The organism is Bacillus cereus (genome assembly GCF_015071065.1).
Classification (GTDB): Bacteria; Bacillota; Bacilli; order Bacillales; family Bacillaceae_G; genus Bacillus_A; species Bacillus_A cereus_BA.
Map to the genome: position 1 here is coordinate 169,574 of NZ_VOVA01000001.1, position 19,336 is coordinate 188,909.

A 19,336-nucleotide genomic window follows, 5' to 3' on the forward strand; every position below is an offset into this window, starting at 1 on the left:
TATAACATTCGATAACTTTTTTTCAAATGTAAATTTTCAGATTATAAACACAAAAAGGCTTCCCTTTAAGTTTCTACCCTTACTAAGGAGCCTTTTTATATTTTCTTTTATCCAAATTGAAAGTTGAAATCTCCTCCTTCTAACAGTTCCGTTACACCTCATCCTTCTATTTGCATCAACACAATTCTCCAACCATCTGGATCTTCTATAGTAATCCCTTTTTCTTTCCAATATGGATTTTCCGGTTCTACTTCATCGTATCCCATTGCATGCAGCCTTTTACTCACTTTTTTCATTTCACTATCTTCACGCATGTAAAATACAAGTAAATTGTCTTTTGTTGGAGCCGGACAAGGGCTCCCATCTATATGTCTTGTAAATTCTAAATGATACTCTTCATCTGGTAGACCGAACATGATTCCATCATAGCCTTCATGATCGTAGAATTCACCTATACGTTTTAAACCTAACCCTTTTTCATAGAATGCTATAATCTCTTCAAACTTATCTGTTGGACGTGCTATTCTAAACTTCACCCAATTTTTCATGCTCTTCCTCCCATACTAAAAGTTTTATGAATTGTTACTTATTATTGTATATACTTAACATCTTTCTGAAATCCCTCATTAGTACGAGAATAGCTACATACAAAGGTCTTACTTAATACTCTATAATAACGAAAAACTCCCCTCATCTAGAGAGAAGTTCCCATCATTTTATATGCACTTTTGCATCTTCACTTGCAAATTACTAAAAAACCTTTAAGATTTACAAGATGACTAAATATACAAATTCCATCTACATTCCTTATAAACTAAAATTTATTAACTACAACATTTTTTCAATTTTAAGAAGTATTACACTCTTCATTTTTTTCTTATAAGCATGCTTTTTATAAGGAAATCTGATACAATCCTTAAGTAATATTAATATGTATAGATATTACGAATATAGTTCATATTTTAAGAAGGTGATTTTATTGAAATTAAATAAAAATTTACAAATATGTATATTAATCACAACGTTAATATGCTATTCAATCTATTCTATGTTTTTCTTTCTGTTCCCTACTCATTTTTCAAATTTCAATGTACGCTTCGCTTCACTCATCGTTGAAGCCATTACATTTATATCACTAATTTGCTCTATATATTCTAAAAAAGTTAGTTCAAATCCTTTTTGGATATGTATCACAATAGCAATTGGTAGTTTTTTATTAGGAAAAATAGTATATACGTATCAAGATACCTTTTTCGAAATTCCAATACATCATTTTACTATTTCTGATGTATTTTACATGTTTTTTCTATTCTTCTGCCTTATCGCTTTCTGCTATAAAATCTTAAAAGAATGCAATAAATGGGAAAAGGCGTTCTTTATTTGTGATCTATGTATCGTACTCATTTCTATATTCACATTAGAATGGTATTTATTTAATCAGCCAGATTTAAATATATTTTCCCTTTCACTGGGAGATATTTTTCTTTCCTTTCTATATCCAGTTGCAGACCTATTATTTCTTCTACTAGGTGTTAGTCTCTTTTTCCGTCCAACTGTTTTTAATTCAAAACGGAAAATTTATATTTTTATTTTTGTATTAATAAGTTCTGCAACTTTTAACTATATTTATTTTTACTTACATAACCATTTATCAACTGAAACGATAACATCATTACGTCTTTTATATAGAATACCTATATTACTTATCGCAATAGCTGGGGCTATTTCAGAAAATTATAATAGTCATAAAAATCATTTCATTGTAAACCCTATACTAGGAAAAAAAGTATTAGTCGTATTTCCCTATCTTGCTGTTGCAATACTAATCTGGTTTACATTAAAAGAACAAACATCATCTTCAACTCTCATTACAGGAAATTGTATTACTTTTGTTTTCGTACTCATCCGTCATTCTATTGTACGTATGCAAAATAATTCCCTAACAAAACGTTTACAGGCATTTAATGCTCAACTAGAAGAAAAAGTTACTTTAAGAACCTCTGATTTAGTCCAAAAATCAGATGCTTTATCTCAAAAACAACAAAAATTCAAATCTTTATATGAGTATCACCCTGATCCTATTTTTACGATTGATTTAAATGGAATATTCTTAAATGTAAATAAAGCTGGGAGTATACTACTTGGAGCACCAACGAATGAGTTACTTGGTGAAACATGTTTTTCGATTATTTTAGAAGAAGATAAACATAAACTAGCATCTGCATTAGAAAAGGTTAAACAACAAGAATCAGCATCTTTACAACTTAGTTCTCAATATAAAGATGGCTTTACTTATTTTTTATACGTTACCATCGTTCCTATTATGATAGATGGACAAATTTCAGGAAGCTATATTATGGTAAAGGATATTACCGCATTTAAAAAACAACAAGAAGAAATAAAATATTTAGCATTCCACGATACTGTAACGAAAATCGGGAATCGAGCCTTTTTCCATAAGAAATTAAGAAAAGTTATAAAGAATGCTCAAACAACACAAAGTGAGTTTGCATTATTATATTTAGATTTAGATCGCTTTAAAGTAATTAACGATACACTTGGACATTCGTCAGGTGATTACATATTAGAAGAAGTAGCAAAACGTTTCCAATCATGTCTTCCATCACATACTCATGTGTCAAGAATCGGTGGCGATGAATTTACAATTTTAATCGAAAACTATATAGACCATGATTCCTTATTCCAGTTATGTAACAAACTATTTGAAAGCATGAAAAAACCGTTTGTCATACATGAGCATAAATTAGCTTTATCACTTAGTATCGGCATCGCTATTTATCCATCTTCTGGAATCGATACCGCTACTCTTCTAAAAAACGCTAATGTCGCAATGTATGACGCTAAAGAAAAAGAGCTTAACTCCGTCTCTATTTATGACGATGTAATCGCTAAAAAAATCGAAAGACGATTACAATTAGAAAAAGATTTACCAAACGCAATTCAAAATGAAGAATTGTTCCTTTTATATCAACCTCAAGTTGATAGTGAATCTAATAAAATTATCGGTGCTGAAGCTTTAATCAGATGGAATCATCCCGAATTAGGTGTTATTTCTCCATATGAATTTATCCCGATTGCCGAAGAAACACTACAAATTATTCCAATAGGAAAATGGACATTACAGCAAGCCTGTCAGCAAATGAAACGTTGGCACGCGCTCGGATATTCCCATTTAAAAATAGGAGTAAATTTATCTGCTAAAGAATTTGAACAAGAAGGTTTTGTAAAGTCTATTTCTTCTACTTTAGCAACAACAGGTTTACCAGCAAGTTCTCTCGATCTTGAATTAACAGAACGAATTGCAATGATGGATGAGCGAGAAACATTGATAAAACTGCGTACACTAAAAAATTTAGGGATTCACATTTCAATCGACGACTTTGGTACAGGCTATTCTTCGCTAGCCTACTTACCTTTATATCCCATCGATACGTTAAAAATCCCGAGAGAATTTATTACAATGTCTGAAACGTGTGAAGATGGAATGGAAATCATTAAAACGATCATCACATTAGCACATACATTAGGAATGTCCGTCATTGCTGAAGGTGTAGAAACGAAAGAACACGTGAATTTCCTTCAAAAAAATAAATGTCAGTTTATTCAAGGTTATTATTACAGTAAACCTATTCACGCAGCGGAATTTTGTAACCTACTAGAAAAAGGGATACATGTTTTGTAACTCGCGAAAATCACGTATTGAATTCCTTCGCTGCTATAGTCTCTCCTCATACATCAGTGAAGGACACACCTAGAAAAAAGTTCAAATGAATACGATAAAAAGGAAAGAAGAGTCCGTCTCTTCTTTCCTTTTTCTATACTTTACAACTTTTCATTTCCCACACATATCATTTATTTAAGTAGTTACTAATACATTGATGATAACAGACTTATACGAAATGATACAATTAGGAGGGAATTACGTGCGCTATAATAATTCAAATGATAATCTTTCCAAAACTACTCCATTATCCCTCTTCAATGTAAAAAATGAACTAAAACAAAAAAGCACCCACGCTACTAATATCATATACAGACTTACGAAAGAAGAAGAAATATTAATCCATACGATTAAGGAACAAACAAAATTACTGAATCAAAATAACGTCACAAGAACAAGGGCCTATTATCAATTTTATATAAAATATCCTGAAATACATTGGGCGTTGCTTGGACATATGGTATCACGTAACGGCGGTTGGAACATGACAGATTTAAAAGGTGACCTATATACGAAGTTATTATCCGAGAAAGATCAATTTACTTTCTTTTCTTTTTTAGAGCGAGGAAATTGGCTCATCTTTCAAGATGTTTACCCACAATTTTTACTTTATGAGCATAGTGTAAAACATTCAAAAAACCTTTTCCACCTTCTCTCTCACCTAAATGTTTCAACATTTATGGAAACGATGTGGAACTTTTTTTGGAAAACTGGGAACAAAAAAACATTAGCAATCGCAACTATTATTAACGAGCAAAACTACTTAGAAAAAAGAGTCATTCAAAATGAACACTTCAAAAAAAATGTACTAAATAGTATTGGATTCAAACTCTTTGATTTCTTTCAGTTTAATCATATCCTTTTCCCCTTTTACGAAAGTAAAATGAATCCTAAAACATTACTTATTGGTGATACAATGAAACATTTCACTTCACTACATGAACGAATATTACTTGGAAAAAGATTATACGCATTATTATTTCATGATGACCGTACTTTATCTCAAGTTACACATTGGGCAAGCACTCACCCTCATACAGGCTCACGGAAAGATTATTGGCCACATTTATTTTCAAGTGTAAATGAATCATTTTCACGAGAGTTTTATAAACGAAGAATAAAGAAGTGCCAATTAAAGAATGAGTCATATCGTATATATAGTCCTGCACTTATTTATGCATGGAAAAATATGAAACACGAAGAAACCGAACATGAAGATTGGTTTAACGACTGGCAAGTAATGCACTATTTAACCGATAAGGAGGAAAAGATAAATGGACAAATTACAGAAGACTACTGCAAAACACTCGAAAAAATTGAACTCGCAATTCTCGCAAAGAAAAACGTCCTCCTCCGAGAAGAAGAATGATTTTCTAGCATTAGTAGTTACACTCTTTTTCTCTTCTATTATCGGAACTTGCTTAGATGCTTTCTTTATTAATAAACAAATATATTCCTTTCCAGTTAGGCCCTTCTCATCCTTATTTTCAGTTAATATAGCTTTTACGTTGTTCGTACTGCCGATTTTAACAGCCTCTTTTATACAAATTTCAAAAAAATTATCTACAGTTTCTAGAACTCTATTTATTATTTCAATAGGTATTTGTGCTAGCATCTTTGAACAAGTTGCTGAAAGATTAGGTTTATTTGTACATAGTATAAATTGGCAGCATAGTTATTCTTTATTTGGATATATCATTTTCTTTTCTCTTATTTGGAAATTATACGATTGGGTGCAAAAATAAAGAGACCGTTATTATAACGGCCTCTCCTTAAGCATACTCTTCAGTTACTGCTACTGAACGACTTTGAAGGCTTTTTGATCGCAAACGATATGCAACTACTTTCTTCTTATATTGCTTTACTACATCAACATGTTCCTCGTAGCTATATATAGAAAATCTAATCTCTCTTTTTCCTTTCTTCGTCTCAATGACTATCGGTGTACCATTCCCTTGCGGCGGAAAATAATGCTTATCCAAAAATAAAGCCTCGTTAAATTCATGAATAACTTGAAGTTTCATTTCCCCTTCTATACTTTTCCCATCTACTGTTACAGTAGTATTTTCCTCATCAAGTTTTTGATGTAACTCGAATCTACTAATAATTGATTCTACAACAGAAGTTGGCATACTAGAAACTAGTACTTTAAGAGCACCAAAAATAAATAATGTAACTATAAACCATGTTGTCATTTTAATCATCTCCATTACGCTCTAAAATGAGTAGTGTTATACTCCTTATTACGATTCATTAATCTTCAAAATAATAATTTCATTCCATAAGGTACTAATATACTAATAAGTATCCCTGTTACAATCATCGTTACCGAACCGATAGTTGCTTCTTTCTCTCCTTCTCTCACTAGACGACTCACACCAATGATATGTGATGCGCAGCCCATCCCAACTCCTTTTCCAATTGTACTTGTTATTCGGAAAAACTTAAGTACTGTCGGTCCTATGATAGCACCTGTTATTCCCGCAACAACTACAAAACTAGCAGTCATAGATGGAATACCCCCAATTTGTTCGGCTAATGAAATTGCAATAGGCATCGTCGCTAATTGCGGTATAGTTGTTAATATAAGTTCCTTATCTATATTCAACATTTCCCCCATCACTACATTCAAACTGATTAAAGCCACTATACCGATTACTACCCCAACAAGTATCGATAAGAAGTTTTTCATAAGTATCTTTCGTTCCTTAAATAGCGGTATTGCTAAAGCTACAATCGCAGGGCTCAAGAAACTGGAAAGAATATCTCCCCCATTTTCCTTATAATCTTGATGAGAGATCCCGAAAGTGAGGAATATGCAAATCATAATTGCCGTAACTGTTAACACCGGTAAAGTAAATGGAAACGTAAATTTTTTATATAGCTTTGTCGCCAATAAATAAATCACTACAGTAATAAAAATTAAGACCATTTGAATAGCGCACCTTGTCGATTTTATTTTTTAGATGTTATTAATAATTGACTTACATAACCTGAAATAATCAACGTTACTAAAGTACTTACAACAACTAGAAAGAACACAATACTACCCTTGCTTAAAAGAAAAGAACCATATTCCATTAATCCAGTCGTTGAAGGAATTAAAAATAAAGGTAAAAATATTATTAACTTTTCTGCACCTATCTCAAACCATTTTAATGGCAAAATGCGAGTGGAAAGAAGCAGAAAAAGAATTAACATTCCTATTAAACTTCCTGGCATCGATAGATGAAATACTTCCTGAATCCATACACCCGCCAAACTAAACATATATAGCACTCCTACTTGAAGTAAAAGCGTCAAAAACTTCAATTGCTACTCCCCATTTCAATACCAAATTCCCACAATTTATTATTGAATCTCGTTTAATGTCTCTGCAAATCTTGTAATTCCAAGCTGAATTTGTTCTACATTCGCTCTGCCAAAAGTAAATCGTATATATTCACTTTTCGAACCTAGAACGCTTCCTGGGACAAATGCTACACCATTTCGTATAGATTCACCTAGTAAATGATATTCATCAAACGTTCCTTGCACTTTACACCATAAATGTATTCCGCCCTCAGGAACAAAAAATTCAACCTGGTCCCCTAATATTTCTTCAAGCTTTCTAATTAACTCATCTCTTCTTTGTTTCAGTTGTCCACGAAGCATCGTGATATGCGTATGAAAATCCTCAGATTCTAAAAATTGGTTCGCTACCCACTGTGTAAATACACTATGACCGAAATCAACTTGCTGCTTCGCATCTGCTAATCGCTCAATTACGCGCGTGGGGCCAATTACCCAACCAATACGTAATCCTGATGCAACAATTTTTGATAATGAACTTATATAAAGAACATTTCCATTTTGATCCATCGATTTCAATGTTGGATTCACTTCTCCATTAAAAGAAGTCAAACTATACGGATCATCTTCTACAATCGGTATACCAAATTCAGAAGATAGTTCTAAAATCTTTTTACGTCTTGCCAATGAAAGTACCGTTCCGGTTGGATTTTGATAATCCGGATTTAAAAACACCATACGAATGCGATGCTTTTTGTGCAAATCGATTAAGTCATCTGGATTCATACCATGCTGATCAACTGGTAAACGGAATATTTTTAAACCTGCTGATTTAAACATCGGAAGTGAATAACAATAGGAAGGATCCTCAATTGCAATCGCATCGCCAGGCTTTAACAAACATTGGACGATAAGATTAAGTGCCTGCTGAGCTCCAGATGTAATAAGAATAGAGCTTGAATCTGCTTCTATTTGTTTATATTGCTCGACATGTGCTGCAATTGTTTTTCGCAACATTTCATTTCCAAGTGGATGGTCATAACCGAGATTTTCCATAAATGTTTTCTCCGACAAAATTGTTCGAAATCTATCACTCGGAATTAATTCTGGTGACAATTCACCACTCGCTAAATTGATTAAATCATCTTTTTGTGTTTCCGTTCGAATTTGTTGAACAAGTGGTACATTAGGTAAGAACGATCCATCCTCAACGTACCTACCCCAGTTCGGTATTCGTTTATGTGACACACCCCATATGTCTGTATTCACCCGAGTGCCGCTTCCTTTTTGCCGTTCTACTACCCCAAGTGATTTTAATTCCTCATAAGCAGCTACTACCGTACTCCGGTTCACTTGTAACTTCTGTGCTAACATACGCTCAGAAGGTAATTTTCTATCAGAAGGGAATTCACCGGTAGAAATGCCTCTTTCAATGTAATCAGCAATTTGTTTATACACTGGTATCTTATCTTCACGATTCGGTTGCCATTCCATTTAGTTCCCTCCTCTTAAAACTGACGTCTCTAATTCGTTAATAACAGTATTCACTGTACAAATAGTATTAATCAATCACATGATTTACAAATGTCTCCACCGTCATATTAAAAATAGTAGGCTGTTCTAAATAAGGCAAGTGCCCACTATTTTTCAACTCAACGAAAGTCACTTTTCTCAAGTTTTTTTCAAATTCTCTCACATACTTTTCCGGAACAAAATAATCATTCTCTCCTCGTATTATTAAAGTAGGACATAAAATGTTCGAGAGGTAAGGCCTTTGATCGTAATCAACTAATTCAGCGAATAACCTTTGAATATGCATCGGATTAATAGATTGTAGAGATTGATGAAATCCTCGGACGATTGCTTTATTATCTTCTACCCCCATTGCCTTCAATAACGTATCCGCCCAGGTTTTCCCGTTATCATGTAAGCTAAGTAAATCATATACTTCAAGTCGTTCTTTACGATCTGCCGATTCCAAATACGGAAATGCATTTACAACAATTAAGCTAGAAACAACATCTGGATATTGAATAGCAAAATCGATACCCACTCTAGCCCCTTTTGAAAGACCGCAAATTGCTACTGATTTTAGCTTTAAGTAATTACATAACTCATATAAAACATTTGAATATTCTTTAAAACTAATTTCCACCCCTTCGGATTTCCCGTGTCCAGGTAAATCGAGTGAGATTACTGTCCATTTTTTCTTGAAATATTCCCTTTGATATAACCAATTATTTGAATTCCCTCCAAGACCGTGTAAAAACAATATAACTGGTCCCGATCCTTCTATATTGTAATAAACCTTTCGATTCTTATATATAAAATACATATAAATCCCCTTCAGCTATAGCATTACATTTTCTTATCATTAAATGGATATATCCAAAACGGTTCTCTTTCTAACCACTCAACTGTTTCTGGAACACCTTCTCCATATTCTCTTTCCAGTTCCTCCACCTTGGTAGCAAATTGTGATGCATGTGCTCGTAATGCCTCCAATTTTTTTGGAACATATTCTTTCACTTCATTTTTAAGATTTGGAGGCCCTATTTCCGCTTCATGATTATTTGAAAAAGCTACAGCATAAAATGTTGGCCTTTTATTTTCTGGGATATTAGCTAACGCCTCAACTACTGCTTCTCCTGTTGCATCATGATCTGGATGAACTGCATATCCCGGATAAAAAGAAATGACTAACGAAGGATTCAATTCTTCCACACATTTTTGTATTACACTTCTTAATTCTCCAGGAGTTTCAAATTCAAGAGTCTTATCACGATACCCCATCATACGTAAATCTTTAATCCCTAGAATATTAGTAGCTCTCTTTAATTCCTTCTCTCTTATAACATATAATGATTCCCGTGTTGCAAAAGGAGGATTTCCCATTGCTCTCCCCATTTCACCTAGCGTTAAACAAACGTAAGTTAGAGGAACATTCCGCTGAGCATAAGCCAAAATTGTACCTGCCACGCAATATGACTCATCATCTGGATGTGGAAAAACAATTAAAACGTGGCGTTCATTTTTTATCAAAACAATACTCCTCCATCATACACAATATTAACCTTTTCCTTAAAAAAGCTATCAAATCACTACCGCATACCACGTTACCCCAACAAGTAAAACAAAAAGAAGGATAATATAGATAGCAGATAAATTTTTCACATTCCTTTTTGTAGACTTGCCATAATTCTCTTCCACATTTCGTGCGACTAGTACGGTCCCAAACAGCGATACAATTACAATAATAACAACTAGTGAAATTGCAAAACTCATTGTCTTTTCCCCTCTCTAAAACCAGTCTATTTAAACAAAGGAGATACATATAAAATGTCCTTCTTAAGGTATCAATAAAATACTATCTTTCTTCTCTTATCATAATAGAAGTTTGCGAAAAACGGACCAACCACTTTTAGGTTTTTTTGCTCATCCACTTCAAAATAAAAAGCAACTGATCGCTTATGACCAGTTGCTTTTTTGCAAGATTATTTATATTCATTTTCACTTAAAATTAATCCGATCCAGAAGTTTAGTCTTTTCATAATGAAACATCGATTGAGATAACTCGAAAATTGTTCCATTTACAAGATAAACTGTATTTTCAATAAGAAGCGCCGGATCACCTTCATTTAGTTCTAAAAGCTGTGCATTTTTTTCATTTACTTTTTCACAACTAATAACTTTATCGGCAAAACCAATATTTAATCGTAAATCTTCAATGAAATAACTGTATACAGAGCTTAATGCTATTTCTTCATTCAAATAAGGAATGATATCCTTTTTGAAATAACTTACTTCAATAGAGAATGGTTTCCCATCTACAATTCTTAAACGCTTCAATAAATATAGCCTAGTTCCAGCTTCGCATTGCATCCGCTTTGCTATCTCTTCGTCCGCATCTATTACTTCAAGCTCTAACACTTTCGTTTCAATATTTTGTGAAACGAGGTTTTTCGTTAATCCACGTAAACTGCCTAAATTAATGTAATCTGTTACAGAAGTTTCGCGTAAAAACATGCCACTACCTTGCACTTGAAAAATATAACCTCTATTAACAAGCTGGCTAATTACTTTACGTATCGTATTACGGCTTACTTCAAATCGATTCATCAACGCTTCTTCTGTAGGTAGTTTTTTCGTTTCATTAAAAAGTCCATCTCGAATGTTTTGCTCTAACACATCTGCAATTTGTTTATACTTTGCACTCATACACTTTCTCCTAAAATACTCTTTTATCTGTTATAACTCTTCTCCTCTCGTTTCGATCACATGCTTATACCAATGAAACGAAAGTTTCTTCTTACGTTTTAAGTTATCATTATGATCGACAAAAATAAAGCCATATTGCTTTTTATATCCATTTAGCCAACTCAACAAATCAATAACAGACCATGCATAATAACCTTTTAAATTGATTCCCTCTTGAATTGCACGCTTCATTATTTTTAAATGCTCTTCAATAAATTTAATTCTCGGAACATCTACAATTTCTCCGTCAATGATTGGATCTTCATCACCAAGTCCATTCTCCGTTACATACATCTTTATGTCACCGTAACGCGCTTTCAACATATGCAATCCATCTAAGAAACCTTCGGGAGATATTTCCCATCCCCATTTTGTATATGTTTTATCATCCATTTTAACAGTTCGATAAAAACCATCAAAAGAAGGATTACCTGGAGCAAGTGTTGAGTTTTCTCGAGAATGCTCCTCGCTCTTTATATCCATATCGTATCTTTCTACTCGTATCGGTTGATAATAATTCAAGCCAATAAAATCATTTTTTTCGGCATTTTGTTTAATGATTTCTAATTCTTCAACCGTCCAATTAGGAGTCCATCCTTTTCCCTTTAATTCCTGCACAACATAAGACGGATACTCACCTTTTAAAACTGGATCATAGTACCAATACATTTCATATTCATTCGCATGATTTGCTGCTAGTATATTTTCTTTTTGATCATCCACACTATAAGCAGGTAAGAAAACATGCGTAATCCCAATCTCTCCATATTGTTTCAGCTGCTTGTACACTGCAACTGTTTTTGCATGCGCATAAAATACATAATGAGTCGCTTGAAAGTACTTTGAAACATCATTTTGTATTCCTGGTGGATGTGCACCTTTTAAATACCCTAGTCCACAAAACATTACTGTTTCGTTAAAAGTAATCCAATGTTTCACTCTATCACCAAATGCTTTAAAACAAATCTCTGCGTATTTTACGAAAGCCTCTGCTGTTCGTTTATTCGTCCATCCACCATCTTTTTCTAATGGTAAAGGTAAATCCCAATGATATAAAGTTACAAACGGTACAATCCCATATTTTAAACATTCATCAATTAAGTTGTTATAAAATTCTATTCCTTTTTCATTTACCTCTCCATCTCCAGTCGGCAATATTCTCGCCCAAGAAATAGAAAAGCGATACGATTCTAATCCCATCTCAGCCATTAAGCGAACATCTTCCTTATATCGATGATAATGATCAACAGCTACATCACCATTTGTTCCATTGTATGTTTTGCCAGGGAGTTTTGAAAACTCATCCCAATTCGTAACACCTTTTCCACCTTCATTCCATGCACCTTCTACCTGATAAGAAGCTGAAGCAGCCCCGAATAAAAAATCATGTGGAAACTTCATAGTATATACCTCCGTTTCATTAGAATAAATCAAATTTATCACTACATATAAAATTTATAGGTACAAATTTTATATGTGTAATTATATCGCAAGTTTCGATTTTTTTCTATCATGAAAGTACGATATGTAAAACTATATTTGATGTTAATTTTTAGAAAACAAAAAAGAAGCGACGTATTTCATCGCTTCTTACTATGACAATCTTTACTCTTTTACAAGTGACTTATTCGCTCTTATAACTTCTTGATAAAGTATTGGGGACCATTTTTCATTTATATAATCTTGAATTACCCAGCCCACTCTCGTAGGATTCTTTTGCTTCATATAGTTTGCAATTTCAGGATTTATGTAGGACGCATAATAATATGGACTATTCCATGCTGTACCACCAGAAGACAAGCTTGTAAAATTAATATATAGATGATTACAATCTTCACTGTTGTTAATCGTTTCATTTATCGTATCTTTAATAGATGTTACTTTCTCATCATAACTCACTTTATATTTATCTTGTACTGTTACATTTACATTTTGATTTACAGTTGTCGTAAACGTGTCATTATCTGGCCAATAAAAATTATTATATCCTCTAGATTCATTACTACCGCTGTATCTTTTTAGTAGCACAATTTTCCCTCGAGCATCTCCAAGTCTTATATTCCCTTCTGTTTTTAAAAAGATAGGATCAAGAAAATAATTTTTTTCAAACGTACTACTAAATGAATCTTCTGCCCCTTTCATATCCTCATACTCTTTTTTTAAAGACATAATAATCGTTTCACTTGGATTATCTTTTAAAAATTGTTTCGCTTCATTTATAAATTCATGCAATGTTACATAAAGATATAATGGCCCATGATGAAGAACTATCGTATTATCATCTGTTAAACGCCCTCTAATATCAAAAATTCTAGCTCCGTGATCCATTTGGTAACGAAAATTATATTCTTGCGTCATTCCCCATACTTGCTTTATCGGATTTTGCAACTTGAACGTTCCACTATCATGTGTTCCTGGAATTGAAATTCGTGCTAACGGTACGTTATCGGGTATAGGTTGCATCCATTTTGACCAGTTTTCAAGCCCATTACCAGCGCTAGCAGCAACTGCTTGCTTATCATTGAAAGCAAATACAAATGTGCTAAGTATAGTACTACATATGAATAATTTCAAAATAAACTTCTTATTGCTCATTTTTATTCCTCTCTCTTTCTGTTTTATATCACACTTATTGAATATAACATAAGCTACTTAATAAATAACATTTCATAAATATAGAATATTGCATATAAGTAAAATTTAAAAACATCCACATATTCTCATCTCAATGCATTAAAAAAATTTAATATCCCTTTTCACTAGATAAATTATAGTAATCAACAACTCGAACTTCAATGGGCTTTCATATGCAATATTTCATATTTGGGTCCTACATGATATAAATAAAAAACTTATAATGATTATTCATTCCATACGTGCTAATATACTTATATTAAAATATAAATACATATCTTATATACTCTGAACTACATTACTCAACAGTTAAAACTTAATTTTTTATTGGGAGGATTTACAATGAAATTATTAAAAATAAAACATATAATTCCTTTATCTGCGGCAGCAATTACATTCGTATGTAATCAAGGTGTAGCTGAGGCTTCCACCATTCATACAGTAAAAAAGAATGATACACTTTGGGGTATCAGTAAACAATATGGAGTTTCAATACAATCTATTAAACAAGCAAATAATAAAGGAAAAGATCAAACTTTTATTGGTGAACAGTTACATATTCCAGGATCCATGAAATCAAATGAGGTCACTGTTCATCAAAACGACAAACCTAAGAACATCTCTGGACAAATTATTTATCAAGTACAGCCGGGAGATTCATTAGAAATTATAGCAAAGCGTTACAATGTTACCGTTCAATCTATAAAACAAATTAACAATACAGTCGGAAACAAGCTTTATACAGGACAACATTTAAAAATCAATTCAAGTATTTCAGAAAAAGAAAAAGACTTAATGGCACGCTTAGTTACTGCTGAGGCAGGTGGCGAATCATATAAAGGAAAAGTAGCGGTGGCGAAAGTTATCCTGAATCGTGTAAATGCAAATGGTTTTCCAAATACAATAACAGGTGTTATTTATGAACCTATTAAACGCGGATATGCATTTACTCCTGTTACCGATGGTAGAATTAATCAGCCTGCAAGCGCAGAAGCAAAAATGGCAGTAGAAGAGGCTATCTCTACAAATGGAATACATTCTGATTGGCTTTATTTTTACAATCCAAAAACTTCAACAAACAAATGGATTACGACACGTCAAACAGTAGCAGTAATCGGTAACCACGTCTTCGCTAAATAAAACTATAATTCCCTTCAAATTTATGCACTTAACAACTATTTCAAATTATTAGCAGACCTCTTTACTTAAAAGGTCTGTTCTTTTTATATGTAAGCTTTTTGTTAACCATATGATAAAATGATTGTTTAAAAGTATCTTTCTTTTCAAATAAAAAACTGTTGTATCTCATTCACCATTTAGAGTAATTGAGAGAGCATCAAATCCACAACTATGACTTTATTAATACAAGCTATTTCTTAACTTCGTAAAATTGTTATACACTAGGAAAATAGCAAACAAACTATTCGGTAGCAGGTGAAAAAATATGTATGATATTACAATTATCGGTGCTGGAGTGAGTAGCATTTTTATGGCTTATACATTAGCCAAAAGCAACAAAAAGGTTTTAATTCTTGATAAAGGTAAACCGCTAGAACATCGAAATTGCCCTTTAGACCAAGGGAAAACATGTAACTGTAATTCATGTGATAAGTATTTCGGTTTCGGTGGTTTAGGAAAATCTGAAGGGAAATTTAATTATACAAATGGATTTGGAGGCGAACTCGAGCAAAAAGTAGGTAAAAAAGGTTTTATGCAACTCATGGCTGAAGTAGATGAAATTCTATGTCAGTTTGGCGGGAGTTCAGTTTCAAAATATTCTACAGAAAATCTAAATCTCACTAAGAGAGCTGAGACATGTGGTTTACAAATGCTCACAACAGAAGTAAGGCATCTTGGCACTACACTTTCAAGTCACATTTTTCAGCAGCTCTACGAATTTTTACTTACGAAAATAAATATCCGATTTCATATAGATGTAGAGCATATTATAAAACAGAAAGATCATTTTAAAATAAATACAAATCAAGGAATAGTTCAATCTAAGCAACTAGTATTTGCAACAGGACGTTCTGGGGCGGATTGGTTAAAAGAAATGTGCACTTCTCTAAATATTTCTCAGGAACAAACACGTGTAGATTTGGGTATTAGAGTAGAAATGAAAGAACATCAATTACGTTCTATATTAAAAGATACTTTTGAAACAAAACTTTCTTATCAAGGCGAAAATTTCACGGCTACTACTTACTGTATGAATCCAAAAGGACGCATTATTCGAAAGTACGAAGAAGGTTTAGTTATGCCTGACGGTCAAAATTTTCGAGAGCAAGGAACTGGCACTTCCAACTTAAATTTTACTTTATTTATCCCGCGCTATTTTCCAACTCTCAAAGAAGCAAATGTATACGCAAGTTCAATTATTAAAAGCATTAACCAAAGACGAGATCGGATTGTTATACAACGCCTAGAGGATTTAATAAAAAAACAACCTACAATAGTAAGCAGCATGAAACATAATCGTATACAACCTACATTGCACGGAGATTATGGAGATTTGAATAAGGAAATTCCTCAATTGTATATTGATGGGCTCAAAGAATTTTTATTACGTTTAGAACAATTTATTCAAGAGCCTATCGATAATGATACTTTATTATATGGAATTGATGGAAAGTTCTATGCTCCTACAATAAAAATCAATAACCACTTTGAAACAAGTATGAATGGGCTATTTTTAATTGGAGATTGTTCAGGCGTCACTCATTCATTATCTCAAGCAGCTGCAAATGGTCTGTATGTTGGAAAATATTTATCAGGTATTTAAACTTTTTAATTAAGATGCCAGTCAAATGTTTTAAGTTTCACCAACACTTTACTTATCTAATAATAGATTTAATGAAATTATTATCCCTCCCCCGCTGATGATTAACCCACAAAGAATCATAATTTTACGGGATATATTAAAAGCACATGAAAAACTACATTCTATATAGAATGTAGTTTTCTACTAATTAATATAACCGTTTACTTTGAATTAACTTTTCGAAAATTCTAACCGATTAAATGTAAATATTTTAAAAATCATCTATTCATTTCCACTTTCATTTGTTCGATATTTTGTAACATCATCATAGTGTTTAATATGTTAGGATGTCTATAAGTCACTTTCACTACAACTATGACTTTTTCTGCTCCGTTTCTAAAAAAATTAGATTTATGTTACTTCGCTTTAAAATTCCCCATTGTATATATGAACACGTCAAATTATTACCTTTAGAAAACATAATCTAGATGGTTCATTACACTCTAATAGTTATAAAAATATAATATATAACTTTAGTTAAATAAATTAGATAAAGAAGGTGTAAAAATGAAGAATAAAATAAATTTACAAATGCAAAATATAAGCTTTGTTTTAATAATTGCTTTAGCAGTATGGTTAAAAACATATCTTATTACGCGATTCAGTTTTGATTTGAAAATTGAGTCTTCTACACAAGAGCTTATTTTGTTTATTAGCCCTCTAGCTGCATCATTAGCATTTGTTGGATTAGCATTATTTGCAACTGGTGAAAAGCGAAATTATATAGCGCTATGTATTAATTTCTTATTAACTATAGTTCTCGTTGGAAATGTAATGTTCTATGATTTTTATAGCGATTTTGTTACTTTGCCAGTACTTGGGCAAACATCTAACTTTACACAGTTAGGCGGCAGTATTAAAGAAATATTAAACTACAAAATTATACTCGCATTCGTAGATATTATTTTCTTCTTTATTTTGTTAAAGAAGAGATCAATAGTCTTTAAAACAGGACGTGTAACTCATTCTGCACGCTTGTTATATTTTCTCTTAACAATTGCTGTATTTTTTGCGAATTTAAACCTTGCGGAAAAAGAGCGCCCTGAATTATTAACTAGATCCTTCGACCGAGTAATGCTTGTCAAAAATTTAGGACTATATACTCACCAAGTATATGATTTAACACTGCAAGTAAAAGCAGGATCACAAAAAGCACTTGCTGATAGTAGTAAATTACAAGAAACAGAAAACTATGTAAAAGCAAACCAAAGTGAGCCGAATCCTAATATGTTTGGCTCAGCAAAAGGAAAAAACGTAATTGTCGTCACTCTTGAATCCTTGCAAACCTTTTTAATAGGTGCATCCGTCAATGGTCAAGAAGTTACACCGTTCTTGAATGAATTCATAAATGAAAGCTATTACTTTGATAACTTTTTCCACCAAACTGGTCAAGGGAAAACATCAGATTCTGAATTTCTAATAGATACATCGTTGTATCCATTAAATCGGGGAGCTGTATTCTTTACACACGGTAACAATGACTATACTGCGACTCCAGAAATTTTACGTCAACAAGGTTATTTCACTACCGTATTTCATGCGAATAACGCAACATTTTGGAATCGTAATATCATGTACTCTGCTCTTGGTTATGATCGTTACTATAATGAACTTGATTACAAAATTACGCCAGAAACAAATTTAAATTGGGGATTAAAAGATATTGAATACTTTGATCAATCAGTAGACATATTAAAAACGATTGATCAACCATTTTATGCTCGTTTCCTTACTTTAACAAACCATTATCCATTTACGTATGATGAAGATACAAAATTCATTGAACCATATAACTCTGGTAATAGCGTATTTGATCGTTACATCGTAACAGCTCGTTACTTAGACGAATCAATTAAAAACTTTATTGAGCGTTTAAAGGCTGAGGGACTTTATGATGATTCTATTATTGTGTTATACGGTGATCATTATGGCATTTCCGAAAAACATAATCGCGCAATGGCGCAGTTTTTAGAAAAAGATCAAATAACAGAATTTGATACTTTAAATTTACAACGTACACCTTTATATATTCATGTCCCTGGACAAAAAGAAGGTCAAACCATTTCAAAGCCTACAGGACAAATCGATATGAAACCTACTATTCTAAATTTATTAGGGGTTGATACTACTAACGATATCCGTTTTGGTCATGATATGTTTTCAGATGAATATAACGGATTTGTTGTTTTACGTGATGGTAGCTTCGTTACAGACAAGTATGCCTATACAAATCATACTTTTTATAATCGAGAAACAGGTGAGATTGTAGATTTACCCAAAAAAGAAGCTCAAGAAATGATTAACCGTGCACAAAATGAATTACGAATGTCTGACAAAATTATTGAAGGTGATTTATTACGTTTCTCAGAAAGTAATAAAATTAAAACTGGAGAAGTAAAAACTAAAATTAAAGAAACTGAAAAATAATCTATATATGCGAAGGGAGCAACTAACTACAGTTGCTCCCTTTTTACTCTCTTATAACACATGATGCAATTTAATATAAAAAAAGACCTGACATATTATACGGACGTAAGCAAAAAACAACTCCAAAATCAACTTTCATTGTATATTTTGGAGTTACTCTACGT

Annotated in this window: 17 protein-coding genes; 6 read left to right on the forward strand and 11 right to left on the reverse strand. The window is 32.6% G+C overall.

Features of this window, described 5'->3' with window-relative positions; translation table 11 throughout:
* Positions 1-158: 158 nt before the first annotated feature.
* Positions 159-548: a VOC family protein gene (locus FT637_RS00880; RefSeq protein WP_193644796.1), complete on the reverse strand. Its 390-nt coding sequence runs from the start codon at positions 546-548 to the stop codon at positions 159-161.
* Between the two features lie 431 nt (positions 549-979).
* On the opposite strand from FT637_RS00880, the gene FT637_RS00885 reads away from it, so the two are divergent.
* The 3 genes from FT637_RS00885 (at position 980) to FT637_RS00895 (ending at position 5,487) form a co-directional block, all read left to right on the forward strand.
* Positions 980-3,703: an EAL domain-containing protein gene (locus FT637_RS00885; protein WP_193644797.1), complete on the forward strand. Its 2,724-nt coding sequence runs from the start codon at positions 980-982 to the stop codon at positions 3,701-3,703.
* Between the two features lie 217 nt (positions 3,704-3,920).
* On the forward strand, positions 3,921-5,111 hold the full coding sequence (locus tag FT637_RS00890) for a DUF2515 domain-containing protein (protein WP_227493680.1): 1,191 nt from the start codon (positions 3,921-3,923) through the stop codon (positions 5,109-5,111).
* A complete protein-coding gene (locus FT637_RS00895) occupies positions 5,017-5,487 on the forward strand; it encodes a CBO0543 family protein (RefSeq protein ID WP_227493650.1) in 471 nt (156 codons plus the stop codon). Before FT637_RS00890 ends, FT637_RS00895 begins: the two co-directional genes overlap by 95 nt.
* A 27-nt stretch (positions 5,488-5,514) precedes the next feature.
* On the opposite strand, the gene FT637_RS00900 is transcribed toward FT637_RS00895, so the two are convergent.
* The 10 genes from FT637_RS00900 to FT637_RS00945 all read right to left on the reverse strand — a co-directional run bounded on the left by FT637_RS00900 (position 5,515) and on the right by FT637_RS00945 (position 13,885).
* Positions 5,515-5,937: a YfmQ family protein gene (locus FT637_RS00900; RefSeq protein ID WP_193645505.1), complete on the reverse strand. Its 423-nt coding sequence runs from the start codon at positions 5,935-5,937 to the stop codon at positions 5,515-5,517.
* 65 nt (positions 5,938-6,002) lie between these two features.
* Positions 6,003-6,674 (reverse strand): LrgB family protein, encoded by a 672-nt coding sequence (locus tag FT637_RS00905; RefSeq protein WP_193644799.1) that lies wholly within the window; start codon positions 6,672-6,674, stop codon positions 6,003-6,005.
* Between the two features lie 23 nt (positions 6,675-6,697).
* Complete coding sequence (locus FT637_RS00910; RefSeq protein WP_193644800.1) at positions 6,698-7,054, reverse strand: CidA/LrgA family holin-like protein; 357 nt, start codon at positions 7,052-7,054, stop codon at positions 6,698-6,700.
* A 39-nt stretch (positions 7,055-7,093) separates the two neighbouring features.
* Complete coding sequence (locus FT637_RS00915; RefSeq protein WP_193644801.1) at positions 7,094-8,527, reverse strand: PLP-dependent aminotransferase family protein; 1,434 nt, start codon at positions 8,525-8,527, stop codon at positions 7,094-7,096.
* A 67-nt stretch (positions 8,528-8,594) separates the two neighbouring features.
* Positions 8,595-9,368: an alpha/beta fold hydrolase gene (locus tag FT637_RS00920; protein WP_193644802.1), complete on the reverse strand. Its 774-nt coding sequence runs from the start codon at positions 9,366-9,368 to the stop codon at positions 8,595-8,597.
* 23 nt (positions 9,369-9,391) lie between these two features.
* Positions 9,392-10,072 carry a bacillithiol biosynthesis deacetylase BshB2 gene (bshB2, locus tag FT637_RS00925; RefSeq protein WP_193645506.1) on the reverse strand — a complete coding sequence of 227 codons (681 nt, stop codon included), beginning with the start codon at positions 10,070-10,072 and terminating at the stop codon, positions 9,392-9,394.
* Positions 10,073-10,126: 54 nt separating this feature from the next.
* Positions 10,127-10,318, reverse strand: coding sequence for a hypothetical protein (locus FT637_RS00930; protein WP_193644803.1), 192 nt, complete (start codon positions 10,316-10,318; stop codon positions 10,127-10,129).
* Positions 10,319-10,543: 225 nt separating this feature from the next.
* On the reverse strand, positions 10,544-11,251 hold the full coding sequence (locus tag FT637_RS00935) for a GntR family transcriptional regulator (protein ID WP_193644804.1): 708 nt from the start codon (positions 11,249-11,251) through the stop codon (positions 10,544-10,546).
* A gap of 30 nt (positions 11,252-11,281) precedes the next feature.
* Positions 11,282-12,691, reverse strand: coding sequence for a glycoside hydrolase family 1 protein (locus FT637_RS00940; protein ID WP_193644805.1), 1,410 nt, complete (start codon positions 12,689-12,691; stop codon positions 11,282-11,284).
* 204 nt (positions 12,692-12,895) lie between these two features.
* Positions 12,896-13,885 (reverse strand): phosphatidylinositol-specific phospholipase C, encoded by a 990-nt coding sequence (locus FT637_RS00945; protein WP_193644806.1) that lies wholly within the window; start codon positions 13,883-13,885, stop codon positions 12,896-12,898.
* 381 nt (positions 13,886-14,266) lie between these two features.
* On the opposite strand from FT637_RS00945, the gene FT637_RS00950 reads away from it, so the two are divergent.
* From FT637_RS00950 to FT637_RS00960, 3 genes are all read left to right on the forward strand, one after another.
* Entirely contained in the window at positions 14,267-15,064 is a 798-nt protein-coding gene (locus FT637_RS00950; RefSeq protein ID WP_002088026.1) for a cell wall hydrolase, read from the forward strand.
* Between the two features lie 304 nt (positions 15,065-15,368).
* A complete protein-coding gene (locus FT637_RS00955; RefSeq protein ID WP_193644807.1) occupies positions 15,369-16,706 on the forward strand; it encodes an NAD(P)-binding protein in 1,338 nt (445 codons plus the stop codon).
* 546 nt (positions 16,707-17,252) lie between these two features.
* A complete protein-coding gene (locus FT637_RS00960) occupies positions 17,253-19,172 on the forward strand; it encodes an LTA synthase family protein (protein WP_193644808.1) in 1,920 nt (639 codons plus the stop codon).
* Positions 19,173-19,336 lie beyond the last annotated feature (164 nt).

Bases quoted from the DNA above. Each gene is read 5' to 3' on its own strand.
- FT637_RS00880 (WP_193644796.1), bottom strand. From the start codon at position 548: ATGAAAAATTGGGTGAAGTTTAGAATAGCACGTCCAACAGATAAGTTT.
- FT637_RS00890 (WP_227493680.1), top strand. From the start codon at position 3,921: ATGATACAATTAGGAGGGAATTACGTGCGCTATAATAATTCAAATGAT.
- FT637_RS00895 (WP_227493650.1), top strand. From the start codon at position 5,017: ATGGACAAATTACAGAAGACTACTGCAAAACACTCGAAAAAATTGAAC.
- FT637_RS00900 (WP_193645505.1), bottom strand. From the start codon at position 5,937: ATGACAACATGGTTTATAGTTACATTATTTATTTTTGGTGCTCTTAAA.
- FT637_RS00905 (WP_193644799.1), bottom strand. From the start codon at position 6,674: ATGGTCTTAATTTTTATTACTGTAGTGATTTATTTATTGGCGACAAAG.
- FT637_RS00915 (WP_193644801.1), bottom strand. From the start codon at position 8,527: ATGGAATGGCAACCGAATCGTGAAGATAAGATACCAGTGTATAAACAA.
- FT637_RS00920 (WP_193644802.1), bottom strand. From the start codon at position 9,368: ATGTATTTTATATATAAGAATCGAAAGGTTTATTACAATATAGAAGGA.
- FT637_RS00930 (WP_193644803.1), bottom strand. From the start codon at position 10,318: ATGAGTTTTGCAATTTCACTAGTTGTTATTATTGTAATTGTATCGCTG.
- FT637_RS00935 (WP_193644804.1), bottom strand. From the start codon at position 11,251: ATGAGTGCAAAGTATAAACAAATTGCAGATGTGTTAGAGCAAAACATT.
- FT637_RS00940 (WP_193644805.1), bottom strand. From the start codon at position 12,691: ATGAAGTTTCCACATGATTTTTTATTCGGGGCTGCTTCAGCTTCTTAT.
- FT637_RS00945 (WP_193644806.1), bottom strand. From the start codon at position 13,885: ATGAGCAATAAGAAGTTTATTTTGAAATTATTCATATGTAGTACTATA.
- FT637_RS00950 (WP_002088026.1), top strand. From the start codon at position 14,267: ATGAAATTATTAAAAATAAAACATATAATTCCTTTATCTGCGGCAGCA.
- FT637_RS00955 (WP_193644807.1), top strand. From the start codon at position 15,369: ATGTATGATATTACAATTATCGGTGCTGGAGTGAGTAGCATTTTTATG.
- FT637_RS00960 (WP_193644808.1), top strand. From the start codon at position 17,253: ATGAAGAATAAAATAAATTTACAAATGCAAAATATAAGCTTTGTTTTA.